The 24,182-nt window shown below is 45.0% G+C and carries 21 protein-coding genes and 1 pseudogene; 13 read left to right on the top strand and 9 right to left on the bottom strand.

Annotated features, from left to right (window positions below; all coding sequences use genetic code 11):
• Positions 1-287: 287 nt before the first annotated feature.
• The 3 genes from DY78_RS12545 to DY78_RS12535 all read right to left on the bottom strand — a co-directional run bounded on the left by DY78_RS12545 (position 288) and on the right by DY78_RS12535 (position 3,463).
• Positions 288-1,070, bottom strand: a complete 783-nt coding sequence (locus DY78_RS12545) for a tyrosine-protein phosphatase (RefSeq protein WP_024624573.1) — start codon at positions 1,068-1,070, stop codon at positions 288-290.
• A 112-nt stretch (positions 1,071-1,182) separates the two neighbouring features.
• Entirely contained in the window at positions 1,183-2,154 is a 972-nt protein-coding gene (locus DY78_RS12540; RefSeq protein ID WP_024624572.1) for a GMP reductase, read from the bottom strand.
• 19 nt (positions 2,155-2,173) lie between these two features.
• Complete coding sequence (locus DY78_RS12535) at positions 2,174-3,463, bottom strand: adenylosuccinate synthase (protein ID WP_024624571.1); 1,290 nt, start codon at positions 3,461-3,463, stop codon at positions 2,174-2,176.
• A gap of 316 nt (positions 3,464-3,779) precedes the next feature.
• Here DY78_RS12535 and purB point away from each other — a divergent pair, with 316 nt between their 5' ends.
• On the top strand, positions 3,780-5,078 hold the full coding sequence (purB, locus tag DY78_RS12530) for an adenylosuccinate lyase (RefSeq protein WP_024624570.1): 1,299 nt from the start codon (positions 3,780-3,782) through the stop codon (positions 5,076-5,078).
• A 415-nt stretch (positions 5,079-5,493) separates the two neighbouring features.
• On the opposite strand, the gene DY78_RS12525 is transcribed toward purB, so the two are convergent.
• The gene (locus DY78_RS12525) at positions 5,494-6,912 is read right to left on the bottom strand and encodes a nicotinate phosphoribosyltransferase (RefSeq protein ID WP_024624569.1); all 1,419 of its coding nucleotides are present in this window, start codon (positions 6,910-6,912) and stop codon (positions 5,494-5,496) included.
• A gap of 158 nt (positions 6,913-7,070) precedes the next feature.
• Here DY78_RS12525 and DY78_RS12520 point away from each other — a divergent pair, with 158 nt between their 5' ends.
• A complete protein-coding gene (locus DY78_RS12520; RefSeq protein WP_024624568.1) occupies positions 7,071-7,580 on the top strand; it encodes a transcription repressor NadR in 510 nt (169 codons plus the stop codon).
• Positions 7,581-7,955: 375 nt separating this feature from the next.
• Here the strand turns inward: DY78_RS12520 and DY78_RS12515 are convergent, their stop codons facing one another.
• Complete coding sequence (locus tag DY78_RS12515) at positions 7,956-8,804, bottom strand: MurR/RpiR family transcriptional regulator (RefSeq protein ID WP_024624567.1); 849 nt, start codon at positions 8,802-8,804, stop codon at positions 7,956-7,958.
• A gap of 148 nt (positions 8,805-8,952) precedes the next feature.
• Between DY78_RS12515 and DY78_RS12510 the strand changes: the two genes are divergently transcribed.
• From DY78_RS12510 to DY78_RS12500, 3 genes and pseudogenes are all read left to right on the top strand, one after another.
• The gene (locus DY78_RS12510) at positions 8,953-10,203 is read left to right on the top strand and encodes a PTS sugar transporter subunit IIC (RefSeq protein ID WP_024624566.1); all 1,251 of its coding nucleotides are present in this window, start codon (positions 8,953-8,955) and stop codon (positions 10,201-10,203) included.
• A pseudogene (locus DY78_RS12505) lies at positions 10,133-10,450 on the top strand (PLP-dependent transferase); the annotation flags it as partial. The gene DY78_RS12510 and the pseudogene DY78_RS12505, both read left to right, overlap by 71 nt.
• Before the next feature lie 130 nt (positions 10,451-10,580).
• Positions 10,581-11,690, top strand: coding sequence for a glycerate kinase (locus DY78_RS12500; protein ID WP_024624564.1), 1,110 nt, complete (start codon positions 10,581-10,583; stop codon positions 11,688-11,690).
• Positions 11,691-11,746: 56 nt separating this feature from the next.
• Here DY78_RS12500 and DY78_RS12495 read toward each other — a convergent pair whose 3' ends face one another.
• Entirely contained in the window at positions 11,747-12,688 is a 942-nt protein-coding gene (locus DY78_RS12495; protein WP_024624563.1) for an alpha/beta hydrolase, read from the bottom strand.
• Between the two features lie 186 nt (positions 12,689-12,874).
• On the opposite strand from DY78_RS12495, the gene DY78_RS12490 reads away from it, so the two are divergent.
• Positions 12,875-13,171 carry a hypothetical protein gene (locus DY78_RS12490; protein ID WP_024624562.1) on the top strand — a complete coding sequence of 99 codons (297 nt, stop codon included), beginning with the start codon at positions 12,875-12,877 and terminating at the stop codon, positions 13,169-13,171.
• Between the two features lie 1,247 nt (positions 13,172-14,418).
• Here the strand turns inward: DY78_RS12490 and DY78_RS12485 are convergent.
• Complete coding sequence (locus DY78_RS12485) at positions 14,419-15,117, bottom strand: zinc metallopeptidase (protein ID WP_024624561.1); 699 nt, start codon at positions 15,115-15,117, stop codon at positions 14,419-14,421.
• A gap of 2,092 nt (positions 15,118-17,209) precedes the next feature.
• On the opposite strand from DY78_RS12485, the gene DY78_RS12480 reads away from it, so the two are divergent.
• The 3 genes from DY78_RS12480 (at position 17,210) to DY78_RS12470 (ending at position 19,386) form a co-directional block, all read left to right on the top strand.
• The gene (locus DY78_RS12480; RefSeq protein WP_024624560.1) at positions 17,210-18,049 is read left to right on the top strand and encodes a DegV family protein; all 840 of its coding nucleotides are present in this window, start codon (positions 17,210-17,212) and stop codon (positions 18,047-18,049) included.
• Positions 18,050-18,228: 179 nt separating this feature from the next.
• Positions 18,229-18,957 carry an LrgB family protein gene (locus tag DY78_RS12475; RefSeq protein WP_024624559.1) on the top strand — a complete coding sequence of 243 codons (729 nt, stop codon included), beginning with the start codon at positions 18,229-18,231 and terminating at the stop codon, positions 18,955-18,957.
• A gap of 9 nt (positions 18,958-18,966) precedes the next feature.
• The gene (locus tag DY78_RS12470) at positions 18,967-19,386 is read left to right on the top strand and encodes a CidA/LrgA family protein (protein WP_024624558.1); all 420 of its coding nucleotides are present in this window, start codon (positions 18,967-18,969) and stop codon (positions 19,384-19,386) included.
• A 184-nt stretch (positions 19,387-19,570) separates the two neighbouring features.
• Here the strand turns inward: DY78_RS12470 and DY78_RS12465 are convergent, their stop codons facing one another.
• Positions 19,571-20,329: an aminoglycoside adenylyltransferase domain-containing protein gene (locus DY78_RS12465; protein ID WP_024624557.1), complete on the bottom strand. Its 759-nt coding sequence runs from the start codon at positions 20,327-20,329 to the stop codon at positions 19,571-19,573.
• Between the two features lie 594 nt (positions 20,330-20,923).
• A complete protein-coding gene (locus DY78_RS12460; RefSeq protein ID WP_024624556.1) occupies positions 20,924-21,475 on the bottom strand; it encodes a GNAT family N-acetyltransferase in 552 nt (183 codons plus the stop codon).
• A gap of 171 nt (positions 21,476-21,646) precedes the next feature.
• Between DY78_RS12460 and DY78_RS12455 the strand changes: the two genes are divergently transcribed.
• The 4 genes from DY78_RS12455 (at position 21,647) to DY78_RS12440 (ending at position 24,034) form a co-directional block, all read left to right on the top strand.
• Positions 21,647-22,492, top strand: coding sequence for a metallophosphoesterase family protein (locus DY78_RS12455; protein ID WP_024624555.1), 846 nt, complete (start codon positions 21,647-21,649; stop codon positions 22,490-22,492).
• Positions 22,493-22,556: 64 nt separating this feature from the next.
• Positions 22,557-22,790 carry a PLD nuclease N-terminal domain-containing protein gene (locus tag DY78_RS12450; protein ID WP_051385211.1) on the top strand — a complete coding sequence of 78 codons (234 nt, stop codon included), beginning with the start codon at positions 22,557-22,559 and terminating at the stop codon, positions 22,788-22,790.
• Positions 22,791-22,842: 52 nt separating this feature from the next.
• Positions 22,843-23,373 (top strand): GNAT family N-acetyltransferase, encoded by a 531-nt coding sequence (locus DY78_RS12445; RefSeq protein ID WP_024624553.1) that lies wholly within the window; start codon positions 22,843-22,845, stop codon positions 23,371-23,373.
• A 61-nt stretch (positions 23,374-23,434) separates the two neighbouring features.
• Positions 23,435-24,034: an NADPH-dependent FMN reductase gene (locus DY78_RS12440; RefSeq protein ID WP_033614495.1), complete on the top strand. Its 600-nt coding sequence runs from the start codon at positions 23,435-23,437 to the stop codon at positions 24,032-24,034.
• The last annotated feature ends 148 nt before the right edge of the window (positions 24,035-24,182 follow it).

Here is a 24,182-nt window from a genome sequence, read left to right as displayed (position 1 = left end):
GGTTATGCTGAACAATTTGTCCAAAAATTCGGATTAAATTTGCAATCTACCATATGTTCAATTGAAATCAAAGCACCCCGGAAGTCCGGCGGTCCGTGTGAACGTGCTGAAAGTTCTCTTAGCTGAGGGGGCTTCTCAGCTTAGAGAACCGGCATCTTTCAAGATCCGTGGGTTTTGCGGGGCTTGAAAGTGAGGTTGGTGACCGCTTTTTGGCGCCAACCGATCGCAGCTCGAGAACACTGGTCGCCGGGCTGGAGGGCCAACATTCGCAGCGACTGATTGGATATTTAGTCTAAATACAATTTCTTCAAGTCGTTAATATCCGCAACGGTTAGTCCTAAAACTTCGCGTAAGTAGCCTAAGCCATCGCCGTAGAGGTCGTCGAAGACGCGGAAGACCATCTTTAAGTTGTCGGCGTCGACGCCTAGTGAGGCGTTGAAGTGGCTCGCTAGATCACCGTTGTTGGCTTCGGTAATAATTGAGGCGTTATCCATCGAGTCGGCTGCCATGAAGACGGCGTTGGTTAGTAAATAGTCCTGGAGAATGGTGTCACGCGGGACGTCAAGGGCGGTCATAATTAACGCACCCGCCACCCCAGTCCGGTCTTTGCCAGCTGCGCAATGGAATAATACGGACTGGTCAGGCTGGTCATTGGCGAGGAGGGTGGCGAACATATTTTGCCATACTTTGACTGGATGACTGTCCGTGACCATCTGGGCATAGGTTTGCGCGTTAAAACTATCGTCAATGACAACGCGTTTGATGAGTCGCTTTAAACGGCGGTCAAAACGGCGATTGTCCGTAAATGGATAGACTGACGTGTTCATATATTTGGTCGTTAGCGGGTAACGGTCTGGAGACATCTCGGCTTCACTCGCTTGCCGCAAGTCGATGTCGTAACGCAGGCCATAGCGGTCTAAATAATCTAAATCGTTGTTGGTCAATAACGACATCCCGCCGCAACGCAATAATTTTTGCCACTTCAACGTGTGGCCGCTAGTGGTGGCGTAACCACCCAGTTCGCGAAAATTAATGCCGTGCTCGAGACGTAAAACCCGATTATGTTCCATGCTGCTTACCTCACTTAGTTGTTTTCTTAAGTATAACCGCTTTCATTGCTAGTCGTCAGGTAAAAACAAAAAGAATTTCGTCATTTTCGACGAAATTCTTTTTAGTAAATGATTAGTCACCGTTATAAATGGAATTTTTAACGACCACGTAATCGCATTTAGTAATCGCTTTGAGGTCGCGACCACCCGCATATGAGATTGAGGATTGTAAGTCTTCTTGCATTTCATTTAAGGTATCATCCAAGTGCCCGCGATATGGGACGAGCATTTGCTTACCTTCAACGTTTTTATGTTCGCCCTTTTGCGTTTCGCTGGCGGAACCATAATATTGTTTGTAAGTTTTGCCGTCAATCTTGATGATGTTACCGGGTGATTCTTGATGCCCAGCTAACATCGAGCCAATCATGACCATCGTGGCGCCAAAACGAATTGATTTGGCGATATCACCGTTCGTCCGCACACCACCATCAGCGATGATTGGTTTGCGGGCAGCTTTGGCACACCAGCGGACGGCAGCTAATTGCCAACCACCGGTCCCAAAACCGGTCTTAATCTTCGTGATACAAGCTTTACCAGGGCCAACCCCGACTTTAGTCGCATCAGCACCCGCATTCTCTAAGTCACGGACGGCCGCGGGGGTCGCCACGTTACCAGCAATCACAAAGCTGTCCGGTAAGACGTCTTTGATGTGCTTGATCATGTCAATGACGCTGTCAGCATGGCCGTGAGCGATATCAATTGTGATATATTCAGGGACCACGTTGGCCGCCGCTAAATCATCGATAAAGTCGTATTCACTGGCTTTGACCCCAACCGAGATGGAGGCAAATAAGTTATCCGCATGCATGCTTTCGATGAAGACCCGCCGTTTTTCGGGAGCGAAGCGGTGCATGATGTAGAAGTAGTTGTTGCTAGCTAACCATTTGGCTAAGTCATCGTTGATAACAGTCGCCATGTTAGCGGGGACAACGGGAATTTTAAAAGTCCGGCCGCCCAGTTCCACGGTCGTGTCAGCTTCCGAACGGCTGTTAATGACACATTTATTCGGAATTAATTGAATATCTTCGTAATCAAAAATTTCCATGGTTCAAAAACTCCTTCGTTTAGTCCCAGATGTCGTGGTCAATAACGTTAGTTTGGTCGCGGTCAGGACCGACTGAGAAGGTCGCAATCTTGACGCCGACTAATTCTTCAATACGCTTCAAGTAGTTTTGAGCATTTTCAGGTAATTCAGCTAACGTCTTCACGCCGGTAATGTCTTCATCCCAACCTGGTAATTCGTCGTAGATTGGCTTGCAAGCTTCGAGTTCTTTCAAGCTGGCTGGGTAATGATAGATGGTCTTGCCGTTTAAGTCATAAGCGGTACAAATCTTGATCGTCTTTAAACCGGTCAAAACGTCTAAACAGTTTAAACTTAAATGGGTCAAACCAGAAACGCGTTTCGCATGGCGTAAGACGACACTGTCAAACCAACCAATCCGCCGGGGCCGTTTCGTAACGGTCCCGTATTCATGGGCAGTTTCACGAATGAAGTTCCCAACTTCGTCAAATAATTCAGTTGGGAAAGGCCCATCACCAACGCGGGAAGTGTACGCCTTTAAGACGCCGACACAGTTGTCAATCTTAGAAGGGCCAACGCCACTACCAATCGTGACGCCCCCCGCGACGGGGTTAGAAGAAGTGACGTAAGGGTAAGTCCCTTGGTCGATATCTAACATGACACCTTGCGCGCCTTCAAAGAGTACGCGTTTGCCATCATCCAAGGCGTCGTTGATGACAACGGAAGTATCGGTGACGAATGGCTTCAATTGTTGACCATAGTTATAGTAGTCTTCGAAAATATCATCGAACTTAACGGGTTCTAAACCGTATAATTTCGTGATGATTTGGTTCTTTTCTGCGAGGTTTCGTTTGAGTAAGGCCGCAAACGTATCTTTGTCTAATAAGTCCGCCACGCGAATCCCAATCCGTTCGGCCTTATCCATGTAAGCTGGGCCAATCCCTTTGTTGGTTGTTCCAATCTTGCCACCGGCTTTGGCTTTTTCTTGCGCACCATCTAAAACGATGTGGTAAGGCAAGATGATGTGGGCCCGGTTTGAAATTCGTAAGTTGTCTGGTTCAACACCGTTATCACGTAAGTATTGTAGTTCTTCAACTAATGATTTCGGATTTAAAACGACCCCGTTACCGATGATGCTGATCTTATCATGGAAGAAAATCCCGGATGGAATCAGCCGTAATTTGAAAGTTTTACCATTAAATACGATGGTGTGGCCGGCGTTATCGCCGCCTTGGTAACGTGATACCACATCTGCTTCCTGACTTAAAAAGTCCGTGATTTTTCCTTTACCTTCATCGCCCCATTGGCTACCTACTACTACGACTGATGCCATGTTTTCCACCTCATTAAATTATTTTAATTATGAATGATTAATAGCAATGAGTGGCAGAATGTTCACCACTCCAACAGCAATGAGTATAGCAATTTTTACGTGGGAGTGCAAGGCTAAATCCGAATGTTCTTAATTTACGGTTTCTTTAATGTTCATGGTTATCGCTTGAATATTGCGATATTAGGATTTTTATATGCAAACGAATGAAAAACAACGTTACTTTTTCATCGTTCGTTACTATTAATTAAACAGCGACTATGCTATAATAATGTTCGTGTTTTGTTAGTAAATCAGTAAATAGAAATGAGGATTAGCAATGATTGATCGTTATACGCGGCCCGAAATGGGCAAAGTGTGGTCCCTTGAAAACCAGTACCAAGCTTGGTTGGAAGTCGAAGTTGCTGCCGATGAAGCCTGGGCGCAGTTAGGTAAGATCCCCGCTGAAGATGTCGCGAAGATCCGTGATAATGCTAAATTTGATGTTGACCGGATTGCGGAAATTGAAGCTGTAACCCACCATGATGTGGTCGCCTTTACGCGCGACGTTTCCGAATCACTCGGTGACGAACGGAAATGGGTCCACTATGGTTTAACGAGTACCGACGTGGTAGATACCGCGCAAGGCTACCGCTTAAAACAAGCCAATGCCATTATTCGTCAAGATTTACAAGATTTACGAGCAACGTTAGCTGCACAAGCTAAAAAATATAAGTACACCGTTGAAATGGGCCGGACCCATGGTGTTCATGCCGAACCAACGACGTTTGGGTTGAAGCTCGCTCGTTGGTATTCGGAAATTAACCGCGATATTGAACGTTTCGAACACGCCGCTGCTGGCGTTGAAGCGGGTAAAATTAGTGGGGCCGTTGGGACTTTTGCGAACATTCCACCATTTGTGGAACAATTTGTTTGTGACAAATTAGGAATTCGCGCTCAAGAAATCTCAACGCAAGTGTTACCACGGGATTTACATGCGGAATATATTGCCACCTTGGCGTTAATCGCCACGAGTGTGGAAGTTTTTGCCACTGAAATTCGGGGATTACAAAAGTCGGAAACCCATGAAGTGGAAGAATTCTTTAATAAAGGTCAAAAGGGGTCATCAGCGATGCCACATAAACGGAATCCCATCGGTTCTGAAAATGTGACGGGGCTGGCACGAGTTATTCGGGGACATATGATGACCGCGTATGAAGATGTGCCATTGTGGCATGAACGCGATATTTCGCATTCATCTGCTGAACGGATTATCTTACCTGATACCACGATTTTGACGGACTATATCTTAACGCGCATCAACAAGATTATCGGGACGTTAACGGTCTTCCCAGATCGGATGAAATCAAATATGGACGCCACTTACGGCTTGATTTATAGCCAACGCGTCTTATTGAAGTTAATCGACACCGGGATGTCGCGGGAAAATGCCTACGACTTAGTGCAACCATTGACGGCCAAGTCATGGGACGAACATTTGCAATTCAAGCCATTAGTTGAAGGTAACGCCGAAATCCGGCAACACTTGGACCAAGCGGCCATTGATGATGCCTTTGATTACCACTATCATTTACGCCACGTTGACGATATCTTCGAACGCTTGGGGTTAGATGACTAAAGTTTGATATTGATTGTCGCAGTTGGCTGACCGTAATTCCATCGTCCTGGGACCGGTCCAAGCCTGAGAAGCGGTCTTGGACCTCGCTTTTGAGCCTGAAACCCAAGTCTCAAAAGACGTCCGTGGTGTAAACGGCCAAAAAACGCCCGTTAACGCCACTTTCAGGACGATTCCATTACGGTCAGCCAACTGCTTAATAGATTTTAAAAGTCATAACGGCGCAGCTACGAATTTTTCGTGGCCGCGCCGTTTTCTTGTATTCACCGCTTGTTTAGTTGTGAAAATATCGAGTGAGTTAGTCAGGTAAATAATCAGTTGGTGTATCGGAATAGATAGTGTGGATTCGCAAAAAAACATCAAGTACGGCTTAGTGATAAATGCCGTATTTTGATGTTTGGGTGGAATCGGATTTTATTTAGTCCACGGCCGCCAGTTGGGCTTGTAGTTCGGCTAAAGCCGCAGTCATGTAAACTGGGTATTCATCCGGATTGACTAACCGTTGCGTTGGCGCGGGTAAGGTTTCTAGTTGGGCTTGACTGTGCTTGCGAATCGTTGCTAGTGATGGAAAATCGTTCGCACTTAAGTCGGTGGCCTTTAAGAGGGGCCGGGCTTCAAAGTCGGTTAGTGGGCGTTGGGCCTTTAAGTTGATGGGATTGCTGTCATAGACGGCCAGTTCTTTCAATGTGGTGACCGGTTCGTTTTGTAAGGCAATTAGATCGGCAAAAGCCACGTTGGTTCCTGGGCGGTAGAGCCGATAGACTTGTTTTTTACCGGGCATCGTTAATTTGGCCCGACTTGCACTGATTTTAATTTTAGGAATACAATGGCCGTCTTGTTCAACGGCGGCGAGCTTATAAACGCCGCTCAAAACTGGAGCGGAGGCACTCGTGATTAGATTTTCACCGATACCGAAGTTGTCGACTGGGGCGCCTTGATGCAATAACGACGTGATAATCGTTTCATCGAGGGCGTTTGAAATCGTAATTTTAGCGTTAGGAAAGCCCGCGGCATCTAGCATGGCGCGCGCTTGTGTCGTCAAAGCGGCTACGTCACCTGAATCAATTCGAATTCCCACCGGTTCATGGCCTTGTGCCCGTAATTCTTGAAAGACGGTGATCGCGTTGGGCACTCCGGAAGTCAAGACATCATACGTGTCAACGAGTAACGCACTGTTGTCTGGATAATGTTTGGCCCAAGTCCGAAAGGCGGTCAATTCGTCATCGAAAGCTTGAATCCAGCTGTGGGCCATCGTACCTGCGACGGGAATATCAAATTGTTGTGCGGCCAAGACGTTCGAGGTACTCAGGGCGCCACCGATAATGGCGGCCCGGGTACCATAAACAGCACTATCAGGACCTTGCGCGCGGCGAGCACCAAATTCCATGATGGGCCGACCATTAGCTGCATAAGTCATCCGGCGGGCTTTAGTCGCAATTAAGGATTGATGATTAACGATATTTAAGATGAGCGTTTCTAATAATTGGGCTTGCGCCAGCGGTCCTTCAATCGTTAAGAACGGTTCGCGTGGAAAGACCGGTGTCCCTTCAGGCACGGCCGTTAACTTGCATTGCATTTGGAAGCTAGCTAAGTAATCGAGAAAATCATCATCCCACAAGTCTAAACTTTTAAAGTAGGTGAGGTCTGCCGCCGTGAACGTGAATTGTTGTAATGCTTCAACAACTTGCTGTAAGCCGGCGCTGATAACAAAACTACCATGGTCCGGTACTTTCCGAAAGAAAACATCGAAAGTCCCCCAAGTGTCGGGTAATTCTTGTTGAAATCCGTTGGCCATTGAAAATTCATATAAATCTGTAAGTAACGAAAGTTGCCGCATAATCGTATCCTTTCTGACAAAACAAACTGTCTTGACACCCCATAAGAATTGCAATTAGTGTAGCACAAATTTGATTGAACGAAAAGGGGAAACTAATTACCAACGCGAACCATTTCTGGTAAACTAGTCATATTCATAAACGGAATGGAGCGGAACATATGACGGGAGCACAACGACGCGCACAAATCCAAGCACAATTATCCGCTAACACTGACCCAATCAGTGCTAGCAGCTTAGCTCGCCAATTAGGCGTTAGTCGCCAAACGATTGTTGGGGACATCTCATTGCTACGAGCCAATGGTGACGCGATTGTCGCAACTTTGCGGGGCTATCAATATGAAAATACGGCGCAACCAACTGCCGTGTTAGTTTGTCGGCATTTTCCCAGTGATACGCAAGATGAGATGCAACGGATTATCGCGGCTGGTGGGATTATTAAAGATGTCATGATTGAACACCCGTTGTATGGGCAGTTACGCGGATCGCTCGAGATTGGCACAGTCGGTGATCTTAATTTGTTTTTAGCGCATGCCAAACAACACCAAGGTCATTTGTTATCTGAATTAACCGATGGCTTGCACATGCATACGATTGCTTACGATACCCCAGAACAATTAGTCGCGATTAAGAAATCATTACGATTAGCGGGTTATTTGTACGAAGAATAAGTGTCTTGACACGTTTCGTGGATTGACCCGCCAGTCCGGCAGGCAGCGTTCTCGAGCTGCGACCGGCCGGTGCCAAAAAGCGGTCACCAACCTCACTTTCAAGCTCCGCCAAACCCGCGAATCTTGAAAGATACCGGTTCTCTAAGCCGAGAAAAACACTCAGCTAAGAGAACTTTCAACACGTTCACACTGCCCGCCGGACTTCCGGGTGGTTTGATTTTAATTGAACTCGAGATCAGTTAACGCAAATAGCGTCGCTACATTTTAGAAGTAGCGGCGCTATTTTTGATGCCATCTAGTGGTTAGGGTTACTGGTTAATAGCGATTATTAATGAAATTTATGATATAAGTCGCGTTGCCATAATGATTTTAAAGCTAAAAGTCAAATTTTGAAATTGGCGTTGGCTTTTGACTAAGATAGTTTTTCTCAAAATTGCGATTGAAAATACACGAGTATAAAACGTTCAATAAGTATTCGACAGCCAATTGCGAAGAAAAATTGGAAACTTTATAAGTCGTGCGTTCATGGGTAGGGAGTAGTAATAATTCGGTCGCGTATTTAGCCAGTGGACTGTGTTCATCGCCCGTAATGGCTAAAATCGGTGTGTGATTTTGATAAAAGGTTTTCGCATCGTTAACGACTTCAGCAGTGGTGCCACTGTATGAAACGATCAAGGCGATGTCTTGAGGGTGTGAATTTAGTGCTAAGTAGTATTGTTCGGCTTGTAGATCAAAGGTCCGAATACAATAGCCAATCCGTAGTAGTTTCAATTGAAAATCACGCAGCCGAATAAAGTTACCACTAACGCCAATTGCATAAATGTTTTGTGCAGCCAGTAGCATTTCAGTGGCGTGTTTTAGTTTATGGTCTGACAATAAACGCTGCGTGGTCATAACAGTTTCACTAGTCAATTTGGCAATTTTGTTGGCAATCATTAAATCAGTATCTTGTTGATCGAAGGGATTATTGGCATCGATATTTTTAACTTGTTGGTAATAGTTCTCCAAGTCACGTGCAAAGACGATTTTAAATTCTTTAAAACCGCTGAGCTCGCAACGTTTACATAGTCGGACAATCGTTGATGTGGACGAATGCGTTTGTGTGGCCAATTCATAGATGCTCATTTTCAGGCTACGCTCGGGGTGCGCCAATAAGTAGTCAACAATGAGCTGCTCATTGTAACTAAATAGATTCTGTTGTTTAAGTTTATTGATTAAGTTCATCTAACTAACCGCTTTCTGAAACTTAGTGCCAGTTTTAAGCTGTCTTTTAACAAGAAGTCCGGCACAAAGTTACTAGTTGTTTTGAAAACGTTTACATGTATTTTGACAGCCGCTATGATAATAAAAAAAGCAAGCGGAGGGGAAACACATGGATAAAGTTACGAGTTGGGTTGAACGCTACATGGTTCCGAAAGTAGCGAAGATTACAAACTTACGCTACTTCCAAGCACTACGTAATGGATTTTTTGCAATTATGCCATTAACAATTATTGGTTCAATTTTTATGTTAATTACGGACTTCCCAATTGCCGGTTATGCCGACATGATGGCTTCAATTTTTGGTAAAGATTGGACGACCTTTATTTCACCGGCTTATCGGGCAACCTTCAATATGATGGGGCTCATGTTTGTCGGGACGATGTCTTATAAATTAGCCGAAAGCTATAAGATGGATAAACTGACATCGATGATTTTAGGGATTGTCTCATACGTCATCGTGTTACCAAAAACGGTGACTGCCAAATCTGGCGAAGTCATTCCAGATGTCTTGTCATTTACTTGGACTGGGACTCAAGGCGTTATTACAGCAATTATTATGGCAATCTTATCGGTGGAAATCACCCGTTTTTGTATTCGCAAGAACTTAATGATTAAAATGCCTGAAAGTGTGCCGACGATGGTTAGCAAAGCTTTCAGTGCGTTAATTCCGGGTATCTTAATCGCCTGTATTTCCCTGATTATTAATGGGGTCGGAATTGTCGCGGCTGGATCATTCCCACAATTGATTTATACCATTATCCAAGCGCCACTACAAGGCATCATTGGTTCGCCATTTGCCATTATCTTGGTGGCTGGTTTGAATGGTTTGTTATGGTGGTTTGGGATTCACCCAACAGTTATCAATTCAATGATTTATCCAATTTTGTACGCCAATGCTGATAAAAATCAATCATTGTCAGCCTTAGGAAAATTAACGACGCATTCCGGTAACTTTGGAACGGTGCAAATGTTAGATCAATTTGCGACCATCGGTGGGGCTGGCTGTACGATTGGTTTGGCCATCTCGATGTTTATTATTGGCCGTTCTGCGCGCATGAAATCGATGACTAAAGTGTCATTTATTCCCGCATTTTTCAACATCAATGAACCGTTGATATTTGGATTACCCGTTATTTTTAACCCGTTGATTTTAATTCCAATCGTGTTGGCACCGGTATTATCGGTAAGCATTGCTTATCTTTCAATGTCGGTTGGCTTTATGCCGATGTTTACTAATGTGCAAGCACCATGGGCAACGCCGTTCTTATTCTCAGGATTTTTAGTTGGTGGTTGGCAACGCGCAGCAACGGGAATTGGCGGATACGTATTTAACGGGCTATGGCTCCTTGTTTGCGATTGACTTGGTTGATGATGATTTTGATAAATTGAATATATTTGTCGACGCGTTAGAAGTAATGTCCGTCGGGGTAAGTTGGGGCGGTTTTGAAAGCCTAGTCTTACCGGCGTATAAAGGCAATAATCTAGCTAATCTACAAGAACGAGGCTTGCCGGCATCACATATTAGAATGTATTTAGGCTTAGAAGATCCAACTTCCGTTTTAGCAGATATCGAGCAAGCCTTAAATCAGGCATACGGTCCGCAATAAAGATTCAAAAAAGTATCGGTCGGCTGGCCGATACTTTTTTTGATATGAGTGATTTGTCGATTAATGTATTTATCAAAATACAATTATTGCTATACTGAACTTAACGAAAACACCGAAGAAGGTTAAGACGATGGAAGCATTAATTGCGATTGATTCATTTAAAAATTCAATGACGAGTATTCAAGCTAATCAAATTGTGGCGGATCAATTGGCCGAACATGACATTAGTAGTCGTCAGATTGCGATTGCGGATGGGGGTGAAGGGACGGTGGCCGCCTTTTTAGCCAATCAGCCGGGCGGGGAAGCGGTGACGGCTGCGACCGTGGATATTTCCGGGGAAGCCATTCAAGCAACGTACGGTTATTTTGCTACCGAAAAGTTGGCAGTGATTGAAGTGGCGGCCGCCTCAGGGATTCAGTTTATTGCGGCCGATAAGACACCGGCACAGACGAACACGTACGGAACTGGCTTGTTAATTAAGGCGGCGATTGAACGTAGCGCAACAAAAATCATTATTGGGTTAGGCGGCAGTGGGACGGTCGATGGGGGTGCCGGTATTTTGCGAGCGCTTGGCTATCGTTTCCTAGACGCCCACGAGCAGCCGTTAGCGATGGTCGGACGTGACTTAGGTCGAGTCGTGCGCATTGATACGACCCAAGTCTTGCCTGCGTTAAAACACGTCCAATTCGTCAATGCTTCCGATGTTACTAATCCGTTAACCGGTGCGGACGGGGCGGCGGCCATTTTTGGTCCGCAAAAAGGGTTGCCTGTTGAGCAGGTCACGGATTATGATGCCGCGATGCAACATTATATGCAAGTTGCCACTGGTCAAGTGAGTGATCATTTAGGTGATGGCGCGGCGGGCGGCATTGGTTTTGCATTGCGCTACTTCTTAGGTGCTGAGGTGAAATCTGGGTTTAAGTTGATTGCCGAATTGAGTCATTTAGAACAGCAAGTGGCTAACGTTGATTTCGTGATTTCGGGCGAAGGTCAAGTCGATGACCAAAGCTTTATGGGGAAAGTGCCCATTCAGATTAGTGAATTAGCGCAAGCACATGATAAAAATTGTTATTTGTTAGTCGGCAACCAAAAGGGCTCAAACCAAGCGTTTGCCGACCATGGGGTTACCGCCGTATTGCCAATCGTGGACCACGTATCGACTTTGGCGGAAGCGATGCAACAAGGTCCCGAAAATCTGACGAAGATGGCGGACCGGTTAGCGCGAATTTTAGTCCGTTAAAAGTGAAACCTGAAAAAGCCATCCTAGAAAATTTTCTGGGATGGCTTTTTGGTAACCTAATCTTTTGGTAAATAAGTTTTCAAAAAGGTACTAACGTGTTTTTGATATTCAGCCGGGTCCAGCCAAAAACTTTCTGCGTGGGTGGCATTGGGCACTTGCCACATTGCTTTTGGTCCGCCAGCAGCTTGGTAGTTCTTCTTTAACATCCAACTGGGGACGTAGACATCTTGTTCACCATGAATGAAAAAGATTGGTCGGGTATTGTGCCGTAATTGTTCAACAGAGCTCACATCGCTTAAAAAGTAGCCCATCCGATGGCGGTTAATAAAACTAACAATCGGGACGAACGGAAATTTAGGTAGATGGAATTGCCGTTTGAGCAAGTAGGCCAATTCTTCTTCGATGCTGGTGTAGCCACAATCCGCAATGATAGCTTTGACTTGGGGCGGCAATTTTTCACCGCTCATCATTTCTACCGTGGCACCGCCCATGCTAACGCCGAATAAAATAATTTCACTTTGTGTCCCGTTTTGGCCGAGGACTTCATCAATCCAGCCTAAATAGTCGCGGCGGTCTTGCCAGCCAAAACTAATATATTGACCGGCACTCTTACCGTGGCCGCGGTCATCTGGTAATAACACGTTATAACCCATGTTATTAAACATATAAGCATAGTTGGCCATTGTTTCGCCGTCACCTTTATAGCCATGCGAAATAATAACGGTCCGCCGACTATTCGTTTTAGCAGGCACGTATTTGGCGACTAAGCGATTGGCGTCGTCATTAATATTGAGTTGCCAGTTTTGCACCGGCTGGCGATGTAGCCACGCGACGTACGCGTAATACGCATCGGCATATTTTTGTTTATCCGCGGAAGTTTCGGGGATGTAATCAACCCGTTTAAACGCAAAGTTATACAACTTCTCACTAGCGAGTAAGGTTGCTGAAAACAGCGCGAGGGGTGCCCCCACGGCTGCTAGTAGCCCACGTTTTTTCATTTGATCACTCCTATTCTCTCGATGGTTATCATACGCCCGTTGAAAATGAGAATGCAAGTTTGAGGGGTGTTTGACGTCGATAATTATGCGGCGCTAATATTCATCAAATTATGTTGGTTATGGTTGCTATTTATCGTGGCACGCGCTATTTTATAGGTGATTTAAAGGGAGTAGGTGAGGTGCATTATGACTAATAAGCTTTTCCAATACAATGCATGGAATCTGGATAAATTATTACCAAATGAGTATCTAATTAAGTTGAATCAGTCAATGCCTGAATCAGAATTTCGCCGGCAATTAGGGCCAGTGACGACTTATTTACGGACCTATGGCAATCGCAATACTGGTTTTCGGTTTAGTTCAGAACTAACTAAACCGGCGCTGACTGACTATATTGTGGCGCATACGACATTGACCGCTACGGACTTTGAGCTGGTTGACTTTTCTGACATTAATCCCCGGACAAGTTTTTTTCATCTATGAATTGGGGGAATAATCAAGATTTGACTGTAAACTTGTTAAAATATATTTCTTATAAGACCGCTTCAATCTCTGGGTTCTGTTTGCTGACTTAATTTAGAGATGAAGTGGCCTTTTTCTTTCTGATTGTTCTTTACTTAAGAGGGATTTAATACTAGTGAATTACTAGGCAGTGGTGTCGAAACGCGAAACAGGTCACAGCTTTCTGTGCTTGCTACGTCCAACGATAGTATCCAAGCAAAAACCGCTTCGATACTACCGTTGGACTAGGCAATGCTCAAAAGCTACCCGTGACCTGTTTCGCTCTACAAAAAAACCATCGCTCATCGCGACGGCAAAAGGAGTAGTTCAATTCGCTAGGTGGTGTGCCCAGCGAAATAATTTTCATTAACTTTGGAGGAGTAAATGAAAAAGGTTCTGGTGATTGAGTGACAAATTCAGTCACCATGTTATTAGTATAACGGTTTCACCTTTAATTGGTAAGCATAATGCCTTGTCTTAAAATAATTGTAATAATTGGGAATGGGTGGGTTATCAAGTGATTAGTTACATGATGACTAGTTGATTATAGTGAAAAGTGCTTAGTATCAACTGTTTGTTTGGGTGTTGGAAGATGTTTTTTAGTTGGTCTGATTTAGTTTTTGATTTTAGAGCCGTCCTTATTTAAATAGTCGAAACGCGCCAAGCACCACTGCCGCTTCCGCTTGCTACGGGTTCTACCTAGCTGGTCGAAACGCGTAACTAGCCACTGCTCCCTGCGCTTGCTACGCCTAAGCTAATGATCTCGGCAAAAACCGCCAAGTTCATCAGCTTAGGCTAGGCAATGCTCAGGAGCAACCCGTGGCCAGTTACGCTCTACAAAAAAACCACCGTATCGGGGAATACGGTGGAAAAAGGAGTAGGGTAGACATGCGATGGGGAGTCGCATGCCACTATGAATTTCATTACTTTGGAGGAGTAAATGAAAAATTTTAGGTTGTGTTATAGCGCTTGAGTTTTACCTCAATTGCTATGATGTAATCATACCGAGCGCCTGTGAAGAATATGTGAACGAACCGGTTTAATGTCGTGAAGAATTCGCTAAGCATTTATAAAGGTGTATGACACCTATAAGGAGTGGGTCGGCCAATTGCTTGGTATCATTGAGTTATCAGCAATATTTGTTTGTTTAAACGTAAAAATATCAACCGATTCAATAAAAAGATTCCTAACTAAATTGGTATTAGGAATCTTTTTAATAACTAATTTTATTAGTCATTGTTACGATTACCGCCGAATAAAATAATTAATCGGAGTAATTGTAAGAACGTGGATAAAGCGGCGGCGACATACGTTAAGGCGGCCGCAACTAAGACTTTACGGACCATTGGAACTTCATCGCGGGTCAAAACTTGGCCATCTGACAAAATTTGTAAGGCGCGGCGCGAGGCGTTGAACTCGACGGGTAACGTGACTAATTGGAATAGTAACGCTAATGAGAATAACGCAATCCCCAAATGAATTAAGGCTTGGTTGTAACTGAATAAAACCCCAATAATGATAATCGGCAATGAAATCGTCGACCCAATATTGGCAACTGGTACTAAAGCGGTTCGCACACGCATTGGCCAATAGTTGACGTGATCTTGAACGGCATGCCCGCATTCATGGGCAGCCACGCCAATCGCGGCTACGGAAGTCGAATCTGCGGTTGAAGTCGACAAGCTCAAAATTTTAGTTTGACCATTGTAGTTATCCGTTAAATCACCACTGATTTTTTGGACGCCGACATCATTAATACCAGATTGATTTAAAATAAACCGCGCGGCGTCAGTCCCGGTCGTGTTGGATTGGCTGCGGTACTCGTCATAGTGACGGAACGTCCGATTGACGTAACCCGATGCGGCCATTGAAATCAGTAGGCCGATGATGACTAAGATGTAAGTTGGATCGAAGAATGAATAGAACAAATGGGAGCCTCCTTAAAGTTAGTTTGTTAAGGGGTATTCTATCAGATTTGGGGAATTTTTTGTACTGGGATTGTCTGGTAGGGAGTGTGGGGATAAATATTATTGTTTTTTGCCGATGACGTCCTCATTTATATAGTCGAAACGCGCAACCAACCACTGCTTCTTGCGCTTGCTACGCCTAAGCCGATGATCTTGGCAAAACCCACCAAGGTCCTCCGCTGCTGACGTTAGGCTGGGCCGGATCAGACGCAACCGTGGCACTTCGCACTCTAAAAAAACCACCATACCGGGGAAGTATGGTGGAAAAGGGAAGAAATATTAAATTAGGGGTGTTACACACACATTTATTTATTACTTAGGGGGGGTAATAAATATATTTTTAAAGTTAGGGTGGTTATTAAGGAATGGGGAGTTCCTTAATGACTATGAACACAGTATAACGGGGGCTCGTGAAGAAAGTGTGACGCTTATGGGGCTAAAAGAGTGATGTGATTGCGAATAATTCATTTTCTGGGTTGTACTGGGGCTTTTGATAAGTAGTGGGTCTTTTAATTTTTGCTGATGACGTCCTGATTTATATAGCCGAAACGCGCAACCAGCCACTGCCCCCTGCGCTTGCTACGCCTAAGCCGATGATCTTGGCAAAGCCCGCCAAGGTCATCGGCTTGGGCTAGGCAATGCTCGGTGGCAACCCGTGGCTGGTTGCGCTCTAAAAAAAAACACCATACCGGGGAAGTATGGTGGAAAAGGGAAGAAATATATTTAGGGTGTTACACACACATAGATTCATTACTTGGGGGAGGAATGAATTATTTTAAGTTAGGGTGGTTATTAAGGAATGGGGAGTTCCTTAATGACTATGAACACAGTATAACGGGCGCTGGTGAAGAAAGTGTGATGCCAATGGGGTTAAAAAATTGATGTCATTTTGAATAATTCGTTTTCGGGGTTGTATTGATGTTTTTTTGCTAGTTTGGTGCGTTAGGGATTTTTTTGCTGATGGCGTCCTTATTTATATTGTCGAAACGCGCAACCAGCCACTGCTCCTTCCGCTTGCTACGCCTAAGCTGATGATCTTAGCCAAGCCCGCCAAGGTCATCAGCTTAGGCTAGGCAATGCTCAGGAGCAACCCGTGGCTGGTTGCGCTCTGCTGCTGAAACGTGCTAAGTGCCACTGCGTCCTCCGCTGGCTACACCTAACGTCAGCACCGAAGCAAAACCCACTTCGATACTGACGTTAGGTTAGGCCTGCTCAGACGCAACCCGTGGCCCTTAGCACTCTAAATAAAAACCACCATACCGGGGAAGTATGGTGGAAAAGGGAAGAAATATATATTTAGGGTGTTACACACACATAGATTCATTTACTTTTGGGGAGGAAGTAATGAATGTTTTAAGTTAGGGTGGTTATTAAGGAATAGGGGGTTCCTTAATGACTATGAACACAGTATAACGGCGCGGCTTGAAGAAATTGTGACGGTTGTTGGGCTAAAAGGGTGATATGAGTTTGAATAATTCGGTTTGGCGAATTTAGTTATATTTGGGGTGTTGCAATTGGTGGCCTTATTTATATTGCCGAAACGCGCAACCAGCCACTGCGTCCTCCGCTGGCTACACCTAACGTCAGTACCGAAGCATAGCCCACTTCGATACTGACGTTAGGTTAGGCCTGCTCAGACGCAACCCGTGGCTGGTTGCGCTCTAAAAAAACTACCATACCGGGGAAGTATGGTAGAAAAGGGAAGAAATATTAAATTAGGGGTGTTACACACACATCAATTCATTTACATGGGGAGGGTAAGTGAATTATTTTTTAAGTTAGGGTGGTTATTAAGGAATGGGGAGTTCCTTAATGACTATGAACACAGTATAACTGGGGTCCGTGAAGAAATTATGACGCGCTTATGGTAAAAACCGTGATTTCGATTTGAATAATTAACTATTAAGCGCTCATTTTTACAAAGTTTATAATATGCGAGACCTGAAAGTTAGTTAGTTAAAATTGATGAACGTTGTCGTAGCGGGCTTTAAAGCCCTGCCGATTGTCAGCCATGCTATAATTGCCAACAAATAAATCGAAAGCGTGATTTGCTATGACTATTAAAATCGTCACCGATTCCTCGGTCCAACTAACTGCCGCGGAACAAGAAGAATATGATATTAACATTGTGCCGTTGCTAGTGGGATTCGGTGGTGAGTTAGTCGCCGATACGTCCATTTCGCGGGCGGAATTTGATGAAAAGATGGCGGCCAGTGAACAGCTGCCCACAACCAGTCAACCACCGATTGGTGAATTTGTCGCCTACTATAATAATTTGACCGATGATGGCAGTGAAGTTTTGTCGTTGCATATGACGGAATCGCTCAGTGGAACTGTGAATGCTGCCCGCCAAGCCGCTGAATTGGCGGATGGTAAGGTGACCGTTGTTGATACGCAATCTGCGGACCGCGGGATGGCCTTTCAAGTATTGACGGCAGCCCGGATGGCGCGTGCGGGGGCTGATTTGCCAGCCATCTTAGCGAAGATTGCGATTATTCGGCAGAGCACGCATGTTTATTTATTTGTGGATAATTTGGACAATTTGGTTAAAGGTGGACGGGTGCCTAAGATTGCGGGCGTCGTGACCAACTTGATTAAACTGAAATTTGTTTTTGAACTCGTGGATGGTAAGTTAAAACTGTATACGCGGGGCCGCGGTAAAAAAGCGTTGATTAAAGCCCAAGAAAAAATCTTAACGGAATTGACCGATGCGACCCGTGTGGAAGCGGCCGGGATTTCGTATGTTGGCGATGAACAAGTTGCCAAAGCACCGGCAGAATTGTTGAGTAAAGTGGTGCCGCATTGTGATGTGGTGGTTGATCGAACCGGTGCGGGCATTGCGACGCACACGGGTGTGGGCGCCTATGCATTGATGTTTTACACCGTCGATTAAAAGCGCACGAGTCTATATACTATCAAAAAAAACTTAGCCATGCTATAATTATGACATAATATTTTTAGAGCCGTGTTGGCGCACTGTTCTGAGCCTAACCACCATTTTTAATGATGACTAGACCCGGATGGGGCGCCTTTTTTGTAACTCTCGACAATTAAAAGAAAGTAGGAAATTTTTTGGCATTTCTTCTCAATAATCCGTTCTTTGGTATCGGGCTGACCGTACTAGTCTATGGGATTGGCGAGTATTTGTATCACAAGACGAATCGCTTTGTATTATTCCAGCCATTATTTTTCGGAATGTTGCTCGGCATTGGTTTATTGGTATTGATTGCGTCCGCTCTCAAAGCGCCCGTCCAAAAAGTTTATGACGCCTACCAAGTTGGTGGCGATTGGTTGTTCTGGTTTGTCGCACCGGCCACCGTCTCGTTTGCGGTCCCGCTGTACAAACGCAATGACATTTTTAAAAAGCATTGGGACGTCATCCTAGTCGCACTGTTTTTAGGCTTGTTATTGTCACTCTTTGGTATTTATGGGATTTCGCAAATGATGGGTCTGACCGACGAAGCGTTAGGCGCGATGTTAGTGCAAGCAGCGACGACCGCGATTGCCTTACCAGTGGCGGAATCAGTTGGTGGTGATACGGCGATTGCCGCCTTTGCGGTTATTTTGAACTCCGTCTTAATTTATGCGTTAGGCGATCACTTTATTCGCTGGTTCAAGTTACACAAAAATCCTCTAGGCGCCGGTTTAGGCTTCGGGATTGCTGGTAACGCCGTTGGGGCCACTAAAGCGATTGAAGTTAGTGAAGCCGCTGGAGCCACTGGCGCGATTGCCTTCGTGGTCGCTGGGATTTTAGTGAACTTCATGGTCCCAAGTTTTGCCAGTCTCGTAGGATTAGGATAGGAGGTCCGCATGAAAAAAGCCGCATTTATTAAACAGATTATGATTTATGGTGTGATTTTATTAGTAGCTAGTTTGTTATCCGAGTTAGTGAATCAGATTTGGCCGGGGTTCCCGATGCCGCCAGCTTTGATTGGGATGATTTTACTGTACTTGTTGTTGACGTTTAAAGTGGTCAAGTTGGAGCAAGTGGAAGGTGTTAGCAACTTCTTCGTTCAGATTATTAGTTTGATTTTTATTCCTTCGGGCGTGGCGTTAGTCACTAAATTAGATGTTTTAAAAGCAGAAGGAGTGCAAATTATTTTAGTGGTCGTCGTGTCAACCTTGATGTTACTCCTCTTTACGGCCGGGATTGCCTGGGTATTAGTCCAAGTTAAAGAATGGGTCATTGATCGTCGCAGTCAAGATGTAGTGGAAATTGAAGAGGATTAGGTGGATAATTAATGTTGGGTGGTGGACCAGCTACTAGGGGTAGTAGATGGGTGACCAGTCGGGGTTAGTTATCGGAAATGGGAGTTATATATTTAGGGCGGTGTTTAGTTGGGAGACTGAACACCTTTTTTGTGTCCAAAAAATGGCAGTCAAAGTCATCGTTTCACTGCCATTTTAATGAGGATTAAATCTTGAGTCGAGTGAGCATCATTGTCGCAAAATCATGCAAAGCCTGATCCGGATAGCACGCGATTCCAGGCTGATTTTGATAGTCACGCAAGGCTTGGCGTAGCAGTGGCCAATATTGCCGTGGGAGCTGTTTAAGTCCCCATTTTCCGCCAGCTTGTTTGGATAAAATCAAATGTGCTTCCCGATAAGCTAACGCGCGACATAAATTTAGAATGGTGTACATTGGGTCAAGCGTAATTTGGGTCGGGGCAGCGGCAATATCGAATTTAACACTATCCCAATACGCCGTTGCTGGTACGGGTGCAAAGACGGTGGCAATTGCAGGCCCCCACAAAACTTTGCCAGCAGTTTGCAAAATCATCAAATGGGCTGCTAAGTCAGGGTCGCTCCCATGCATCGTGACAATATAACGGTGTGGGTTATCTAAATAGTGTTGATAATGATACTTTGAAAAATGAAAGTCGAAGGGCAACGGTTGCTGAAAATTTTGGGTTGCGGCCAGCGTTAGGACGTGGAATTCTAGGCCCTTAGCAGGTGCTAGGGGCCAGAGTTGTGTTAGCGTAATCGTCATTAGTTGTTGTTTTATTGATGGTGATAGCGGCTTTTTGACCACGATTAAATAATCCAAGTCACTAACGGCTTCGTTGTAACCGCCGAGTACATAAGAACCATGTAAATAAATGCCGACTAAATTGGCGCCTAGTAGTTCTGGGATAGCTGTTTTTAATTGGGCTAACAACTGTTCTGTTTGCATGGTGTGTGACCTCCCGATTTAAGTGGTTGTGATTAGAAGGTTACCACAATTATTAAATTTATAAATGCTTTTGGGCGGCAATACTTGGGATTAATCGCGTTTGATGTGGATGTTGTTAGTTTTTTCAGCGATGTGCAATATGTAATTTTTAATGATGGTTAGCGGCTGTTGCGTTTTTTGTGGTCCGCTTCCTAGCGATATGGCCGAAACGTGTAATTCCCAACTGCGTCCTCCGCTTGCTACGCCTAACTCACCGACCGTGGCAAAAACCGCCACGGTCAGCGAGTTAGGCTAGGCAATGCTCGGACGCAACCCGTTGGGGATTACACTCTGTAAATAAAAAGCCACCACATCATCCGATGCAGTGGTCAAGGAGTAGGAAACATCAAAGTGGGGGCTTTGATGAACCCCATTCATTAGACTTGGGGGAGTCTATGAATGAAAGTGATTATTCTGTAGCGTTATGGCAGCAACGCCACGAATAATCTAAAAACTAAAGAATATTAAGGATTGATAGGCCGTTTGTCACTTTCTATCAATCTGCGACTATTATAATTGCAAACGCTATCGGCTGCAACTAATTGAGCTGATTGATTAATTAAAATTAACCCGGGGTTGAAAATCTTCGGCGAATAAGCCCATGTGATATAAATCGTAGCGATGCCCGTCACGCTTGACTGCACGCTTATTGGTACCCTCAAATTCGAAGCCGCTATTTTGATAAACGGCGATGGCTGATTGGTTTGTTGCGATGACGTCCAAACAGATTTTGTATAAGTTTAACTCATGAAAACCATAATTTAATATCAAATTTAAGGCTTCCGTGCCGAAACCTTGACCGCGGTCGTCGGGATCCCCAATCGCAATCGCTAAACGGCCGATTTGGTTATTCCATTCAATATCAAATAACGTGACAAATCCAATTAGGCGGTCATCTTCGATATTGTGGACGTGAAAATAGTATTCAGTATTACGATCGATATTTTGATACGTTTGTTCAAGTTCTTGGCCACTCATTGGACGGGCCGCCACGGTGTCCATCTTGCGGACAAAGTCGCCATCGGTGTACCAGTCGCTCATTTCATCGAAATCTTCGGGTTGCGGTACCGCTAAGGCCACCCGTGGTCCAGCTAAAATATTTTTCAAATCAATTCCTCGCTTATTAACTTAGTACCCCTATCATAATCCAGTCGGCAGAAAATCACTACGAGAATCATGTTTACATTTATTTTACATGATAAGTTGGTGAAAATTTACGTCCGACGGGTATGCTAAATTTAGCCATTTGGTGAATACTAAGATGAAGAAGTGATTAGGGTGCAACGGTTGCATATTATTCAGATTTCTGATCCGCATTTGACACCGCATGGTCAAGTGCCGGTTCACCAACAAACTATTGATCCTTGGACCAAATTGACGGCCATTATCCAAGATATTCGGACGTTACCATATCAGCCGGACTTAATCGTGCTGTCTGGTGATTTGATACATGATGGTTGCGCAGATGATTATCAACGTTTGCATGGCGTCGTTCATATGATGAAAGATGAATTCAATTGTCATGTGCAAGTAATTTTAGGTAATCACGATGACCGGGCGGCTTTTTATGAAGGGTATTTGCCCGCCAATCCTGGTCCTTATTATGTGAATCGCATGCGGATGGGCAATAATGATTTTTATTTTTTGGATTCCAAAGTTGCTGGTTATGAAGCCGGTTGGTTATCCGTTGATCAGTTGCAGTGGCTAGGGAAGCACTTACGAAAAGCGCCGACCAAACGGGCCTTCTTGTTCTTGCATCACCCGTTGGACGGCCCTACTATGAGCAATATGCATTATGCGATTTTGCAAAATACGGCGGAAGTCCTATCGGTTTTACGCGGCCATAATATTGGCGGGGTCTTTAGTGGCCACGTGCATTTTCCGACGAGTTATTTGATTGGTGATAATATTTTAAACGTGGTCGCTGGTTCGGCTGCTTATGACATTGACTGTACGGACCCACAATTACACGAGATTCGCGAAAGTAGTAGCTATCAAATAATTACAATTGATCGGGGTCAAGTCGGGGTAACGATTCGCCAGCTCCTACAACAACCTGATGTGATTGGGGCGCTGCAAATTCCATCAACCAAGTTTTTGACGAAGCGACCACGTGGCTACTAGTTAAGATAGCGTTTACATGCCGAACAGCGTATAATGGTGGCAAAAGTAATAGGGGGCGTTGATTATGTTTAAACATTGTCAGGGGCACCATCAGAACCATAAACAGTTGTCCAAACATGTTCGGCAACGCATTGCACCGTTTGCCGCCTTTGAATTTGCCGCAACCAGTATTGTGATTGCCGATATTATTCGGGCGAAATCCGTGCGGCGGGGGCACAAAATCGGCTGGTTACTACTAGCCTTTGTTCAACCAATCGGGCCGTGGCTCTATTTTGCATTTGGACAGTCAAGAGAATAAACTAGTTGGTCGACGCGCAGGCGGCGACCTTTTTTGACTGGAGGAAATATTGATGATTTATCAAACCAAGCGTTTGTTGGCGCGCCCCTTAACGGCGGCCGACTTACCTGATTTACGAACGACTCTGATGGATGCAACGACTATGACCGCCTATGCGCATGGTTTTAGCGAGGCGGAAGTTCAGGCCTGGTTGGCGAATCAACAACGCCGTTATCAAGTGGATGGTTTTGGACTGTGGGCCTTAATTAGTCGCGACGACGGTCGGTTCATTGGCCAATGTGGCTTAACTTGGCAACAATTCGCCGACCAGCCGGTGGTCGAAATTGGGTACTTATTACCCCGGGAAAATTGGCATCAAGGCTATGCAATTGAAGCGGCACAGGGCGCTAAGAAGTATGCTTTTGAGACGTTAAAGGTGCCGGAAGTTTGGTCGATTATTCGCGACAATAATTACGCTTCAATGAACGTGGCGATTCGAAATGGGATGCTAGTCCGCGGCTGTCAGATTAAGCACTATTACGGGCTAACGATGCCTCATTTAGGATTCTCAGTACGGCAAAATGATTTAATATATAATTTATGATTACTTTTCAATATATTAAAGTGATAAAATGATGGTGAGAACTTTTTAGGAGGTTGTTACCATGACAACTAAAATTGGTATTATCTTAGGAACAACGCGGACGAATTCGTTAGGGGCGCGCATCTTTAAGTATTTGCAAGCAACGCTGTCCGCTACCGATGTTGAATTAACGTTTATTGATTTACATGATTATCCGTTACCGTTTTATGACCACGAAGAAACGCCGTTGTCACAGCCAATTCAACACTTGGATTCGGTGGAACAACAGTGGTTAGATGTGCTTTCAGCGCAAGCCGGATACCTGATTTTGAGTCCCGAGTATGACCATGCGATTACCGGTAGCTTAAAAAACGCGCTTGATTTTGTCGGTCCAGAAGTCGACCATAAGCCGGTCCAAATCGTCACGTATTCACACTATACGGATGGTGGCATGTTAGCCGCTAGTTCGCTAGTCGGAATTTTACAAATGCTGAAGATGATGGTGTTACCGACGCCGGTATTATTGTGGGAAGCCGACCAAGATTTTGACGTTAACGGCCAGTTATTGCCCGCGGCGCCGAATCGCGACCACTTTGCGACCCGTTTGCAAGCGGCATTTGCGGAATTGGTGCACTACGCGAGCTTGATGCAAGCACATCCGTGGCGACCAGGTCGAGCCTGAGAAGCGGTCTCGAACTTCACTTTGAAGTTGGTTATTGCCGCAGTTGGCTGACCGTAATTCCATCGTCCTGGGACCGGTCCAAGCCTGAGAAGCGGTCTTGAACCTCGCTTTTGAGCCTGAAACCCAAGTCTCAAAAGACGTCCGTGGG

The sequence above is a fragment of the Lactiplantibacillus fabifermentans DSM 21115 genome, assembly GCF_000498955.2.
Classification (GTDB): domain Bacteria; phylum Bacillota; class Bacilli; order Lactobacillales; family Lactobacillaceae; genus Lactiplantibacillus; species Lactiplantibacillus fabifermentans.
The sequence above is the reverse complement of the archived record's forward strand: the minus strand, read 5'-3'. Positions and strand labels throughout refer to the sequence as shown.

What these genes read in the sequence shown, in the direction of transcription:
- DY78_RS12465 (WP_024624557.1), bottom strand. Translation starts at nt 20,329, where the DNA reads ATGCAAACAGAACAGTTGTTAGCCCAATTAAAAACAGCTATCCCAGAA.
- DY78_RS12500 (WP_024624564.1), top strand. Translation starts at nt 10,581, where the DNA reads ATGGAAGCATTAATTGCGATTGATTCATTTAAAAATTCAATGACGAGT.
- DY78_RS12525 (WP_024624569.1), bottom strand. Translation starts at nt 6,912, where the DNA reads ATGCGGCAACTTTCGTTACTTACAGATTTATATGAATTTTCAATGGCC.
- DY78_RS12450 (WP_051385211.1), top strand. Translation starts at nt 22,557, where the DNA reads ATGTTTAAACATTGTCAGGGGCACCATCAGAACCATAAACAGTTGTCC.
- purB (WP_024624570.1), top strand. Translation starts at nt 3,780, where the DNA reads ATGATTGATCGTTATACGCGGCCCGAAATGGGCAAAGTGTGGTCCCTT.
- DY78_RS12440 (WP_033614495.1), top strand. Translation starts at nt 23,435, where the DNA reads ATGACAACTAAAATTGGTATTATCTTAGGAACAACGCGGACGAATTCG.
- DY78_RS12470 (WP_024624558.1), top strand. Translation starts at nt 18,967, where the DNA reads ATGAAAAAAGCCGCATTTATTAAACAGATTATGATTTATGGTGTGATT.
- DY78_RS12540 (WP_024624572.1), bottom strand. Translation starts at nt 2,154, where the DNA reads ATGGAAATTTTTGATTACGAAGATATTCAATTAATTCCGAATAAATGT.
- DY78_RS12510 (WP_024624566.1), top strand. Translation starts at nt 8,953, where the DNA reads ATGGATAAAGTTACGAGTTGGGTTGAACGCTACATGGTTCCGAAAGTA.
- DY78_RS12545 (WP_024624573.1), bottom strand. Translation starts at nt 1,070, where the DNA reads ATGGAACATAATCGGGTTTTACGTCTCGAGCACGGCATTAATTTTCGC.
- DY78_RS12480 (WP_024624560.1), top strand. Translation starts at nt 17,210, where the DNA reads ATGACTATTAAAATCGTCACCGATTCCTCGGTCCAACTAACTGCCGCG.
- DY78_RS12490 (WP_024624562.1), top strand. Translation starts at nt 12,875, where the DNA reads ATGACTAATAAGCTTTTCCAATACAATGCATGGAATCTGGATAAATTA.
- DY78_RS12445 (WP_024624553.1), top strand. Translation starts at nt 22,843, where the DNA reads ATGATTTATCAAACCAAGCGTTTGTTGGCGCGCCCCTTAACGGCGGCC.
- DY78_RS12520 (WP_024624568.1), top strand. Translation starts at nt 7,071, where the DNA reads ATGACGGGAGCACAACGACGCGCACAAATCCAAGCACAATTATCCGCT.
- DY78_RS12495 (WP_024624563.1), bottom strand. Translation starts at nt 12,688, where the DNA reads ATGAAAAAACGTGGGCTACTAGCAGCCGTGGGGGCACCCCTCGCGCTG.
- DY78_RS12515 (WP_024624567.1), bottom strand. Translation starts at nt 8,804, where the DNA reads ATGAACTTAATCAATAAACTTAAACAACAGAATCTATTTAGTTACAAT.
- DY78_RS12535 (WP_024624571.1), bottom strand. Translation starts at nt 3,463, where the DNA reads ATGGCATCAGTCGTAGTAGTAGGTAGCCAATGGGGCGATGAAGGTAAA.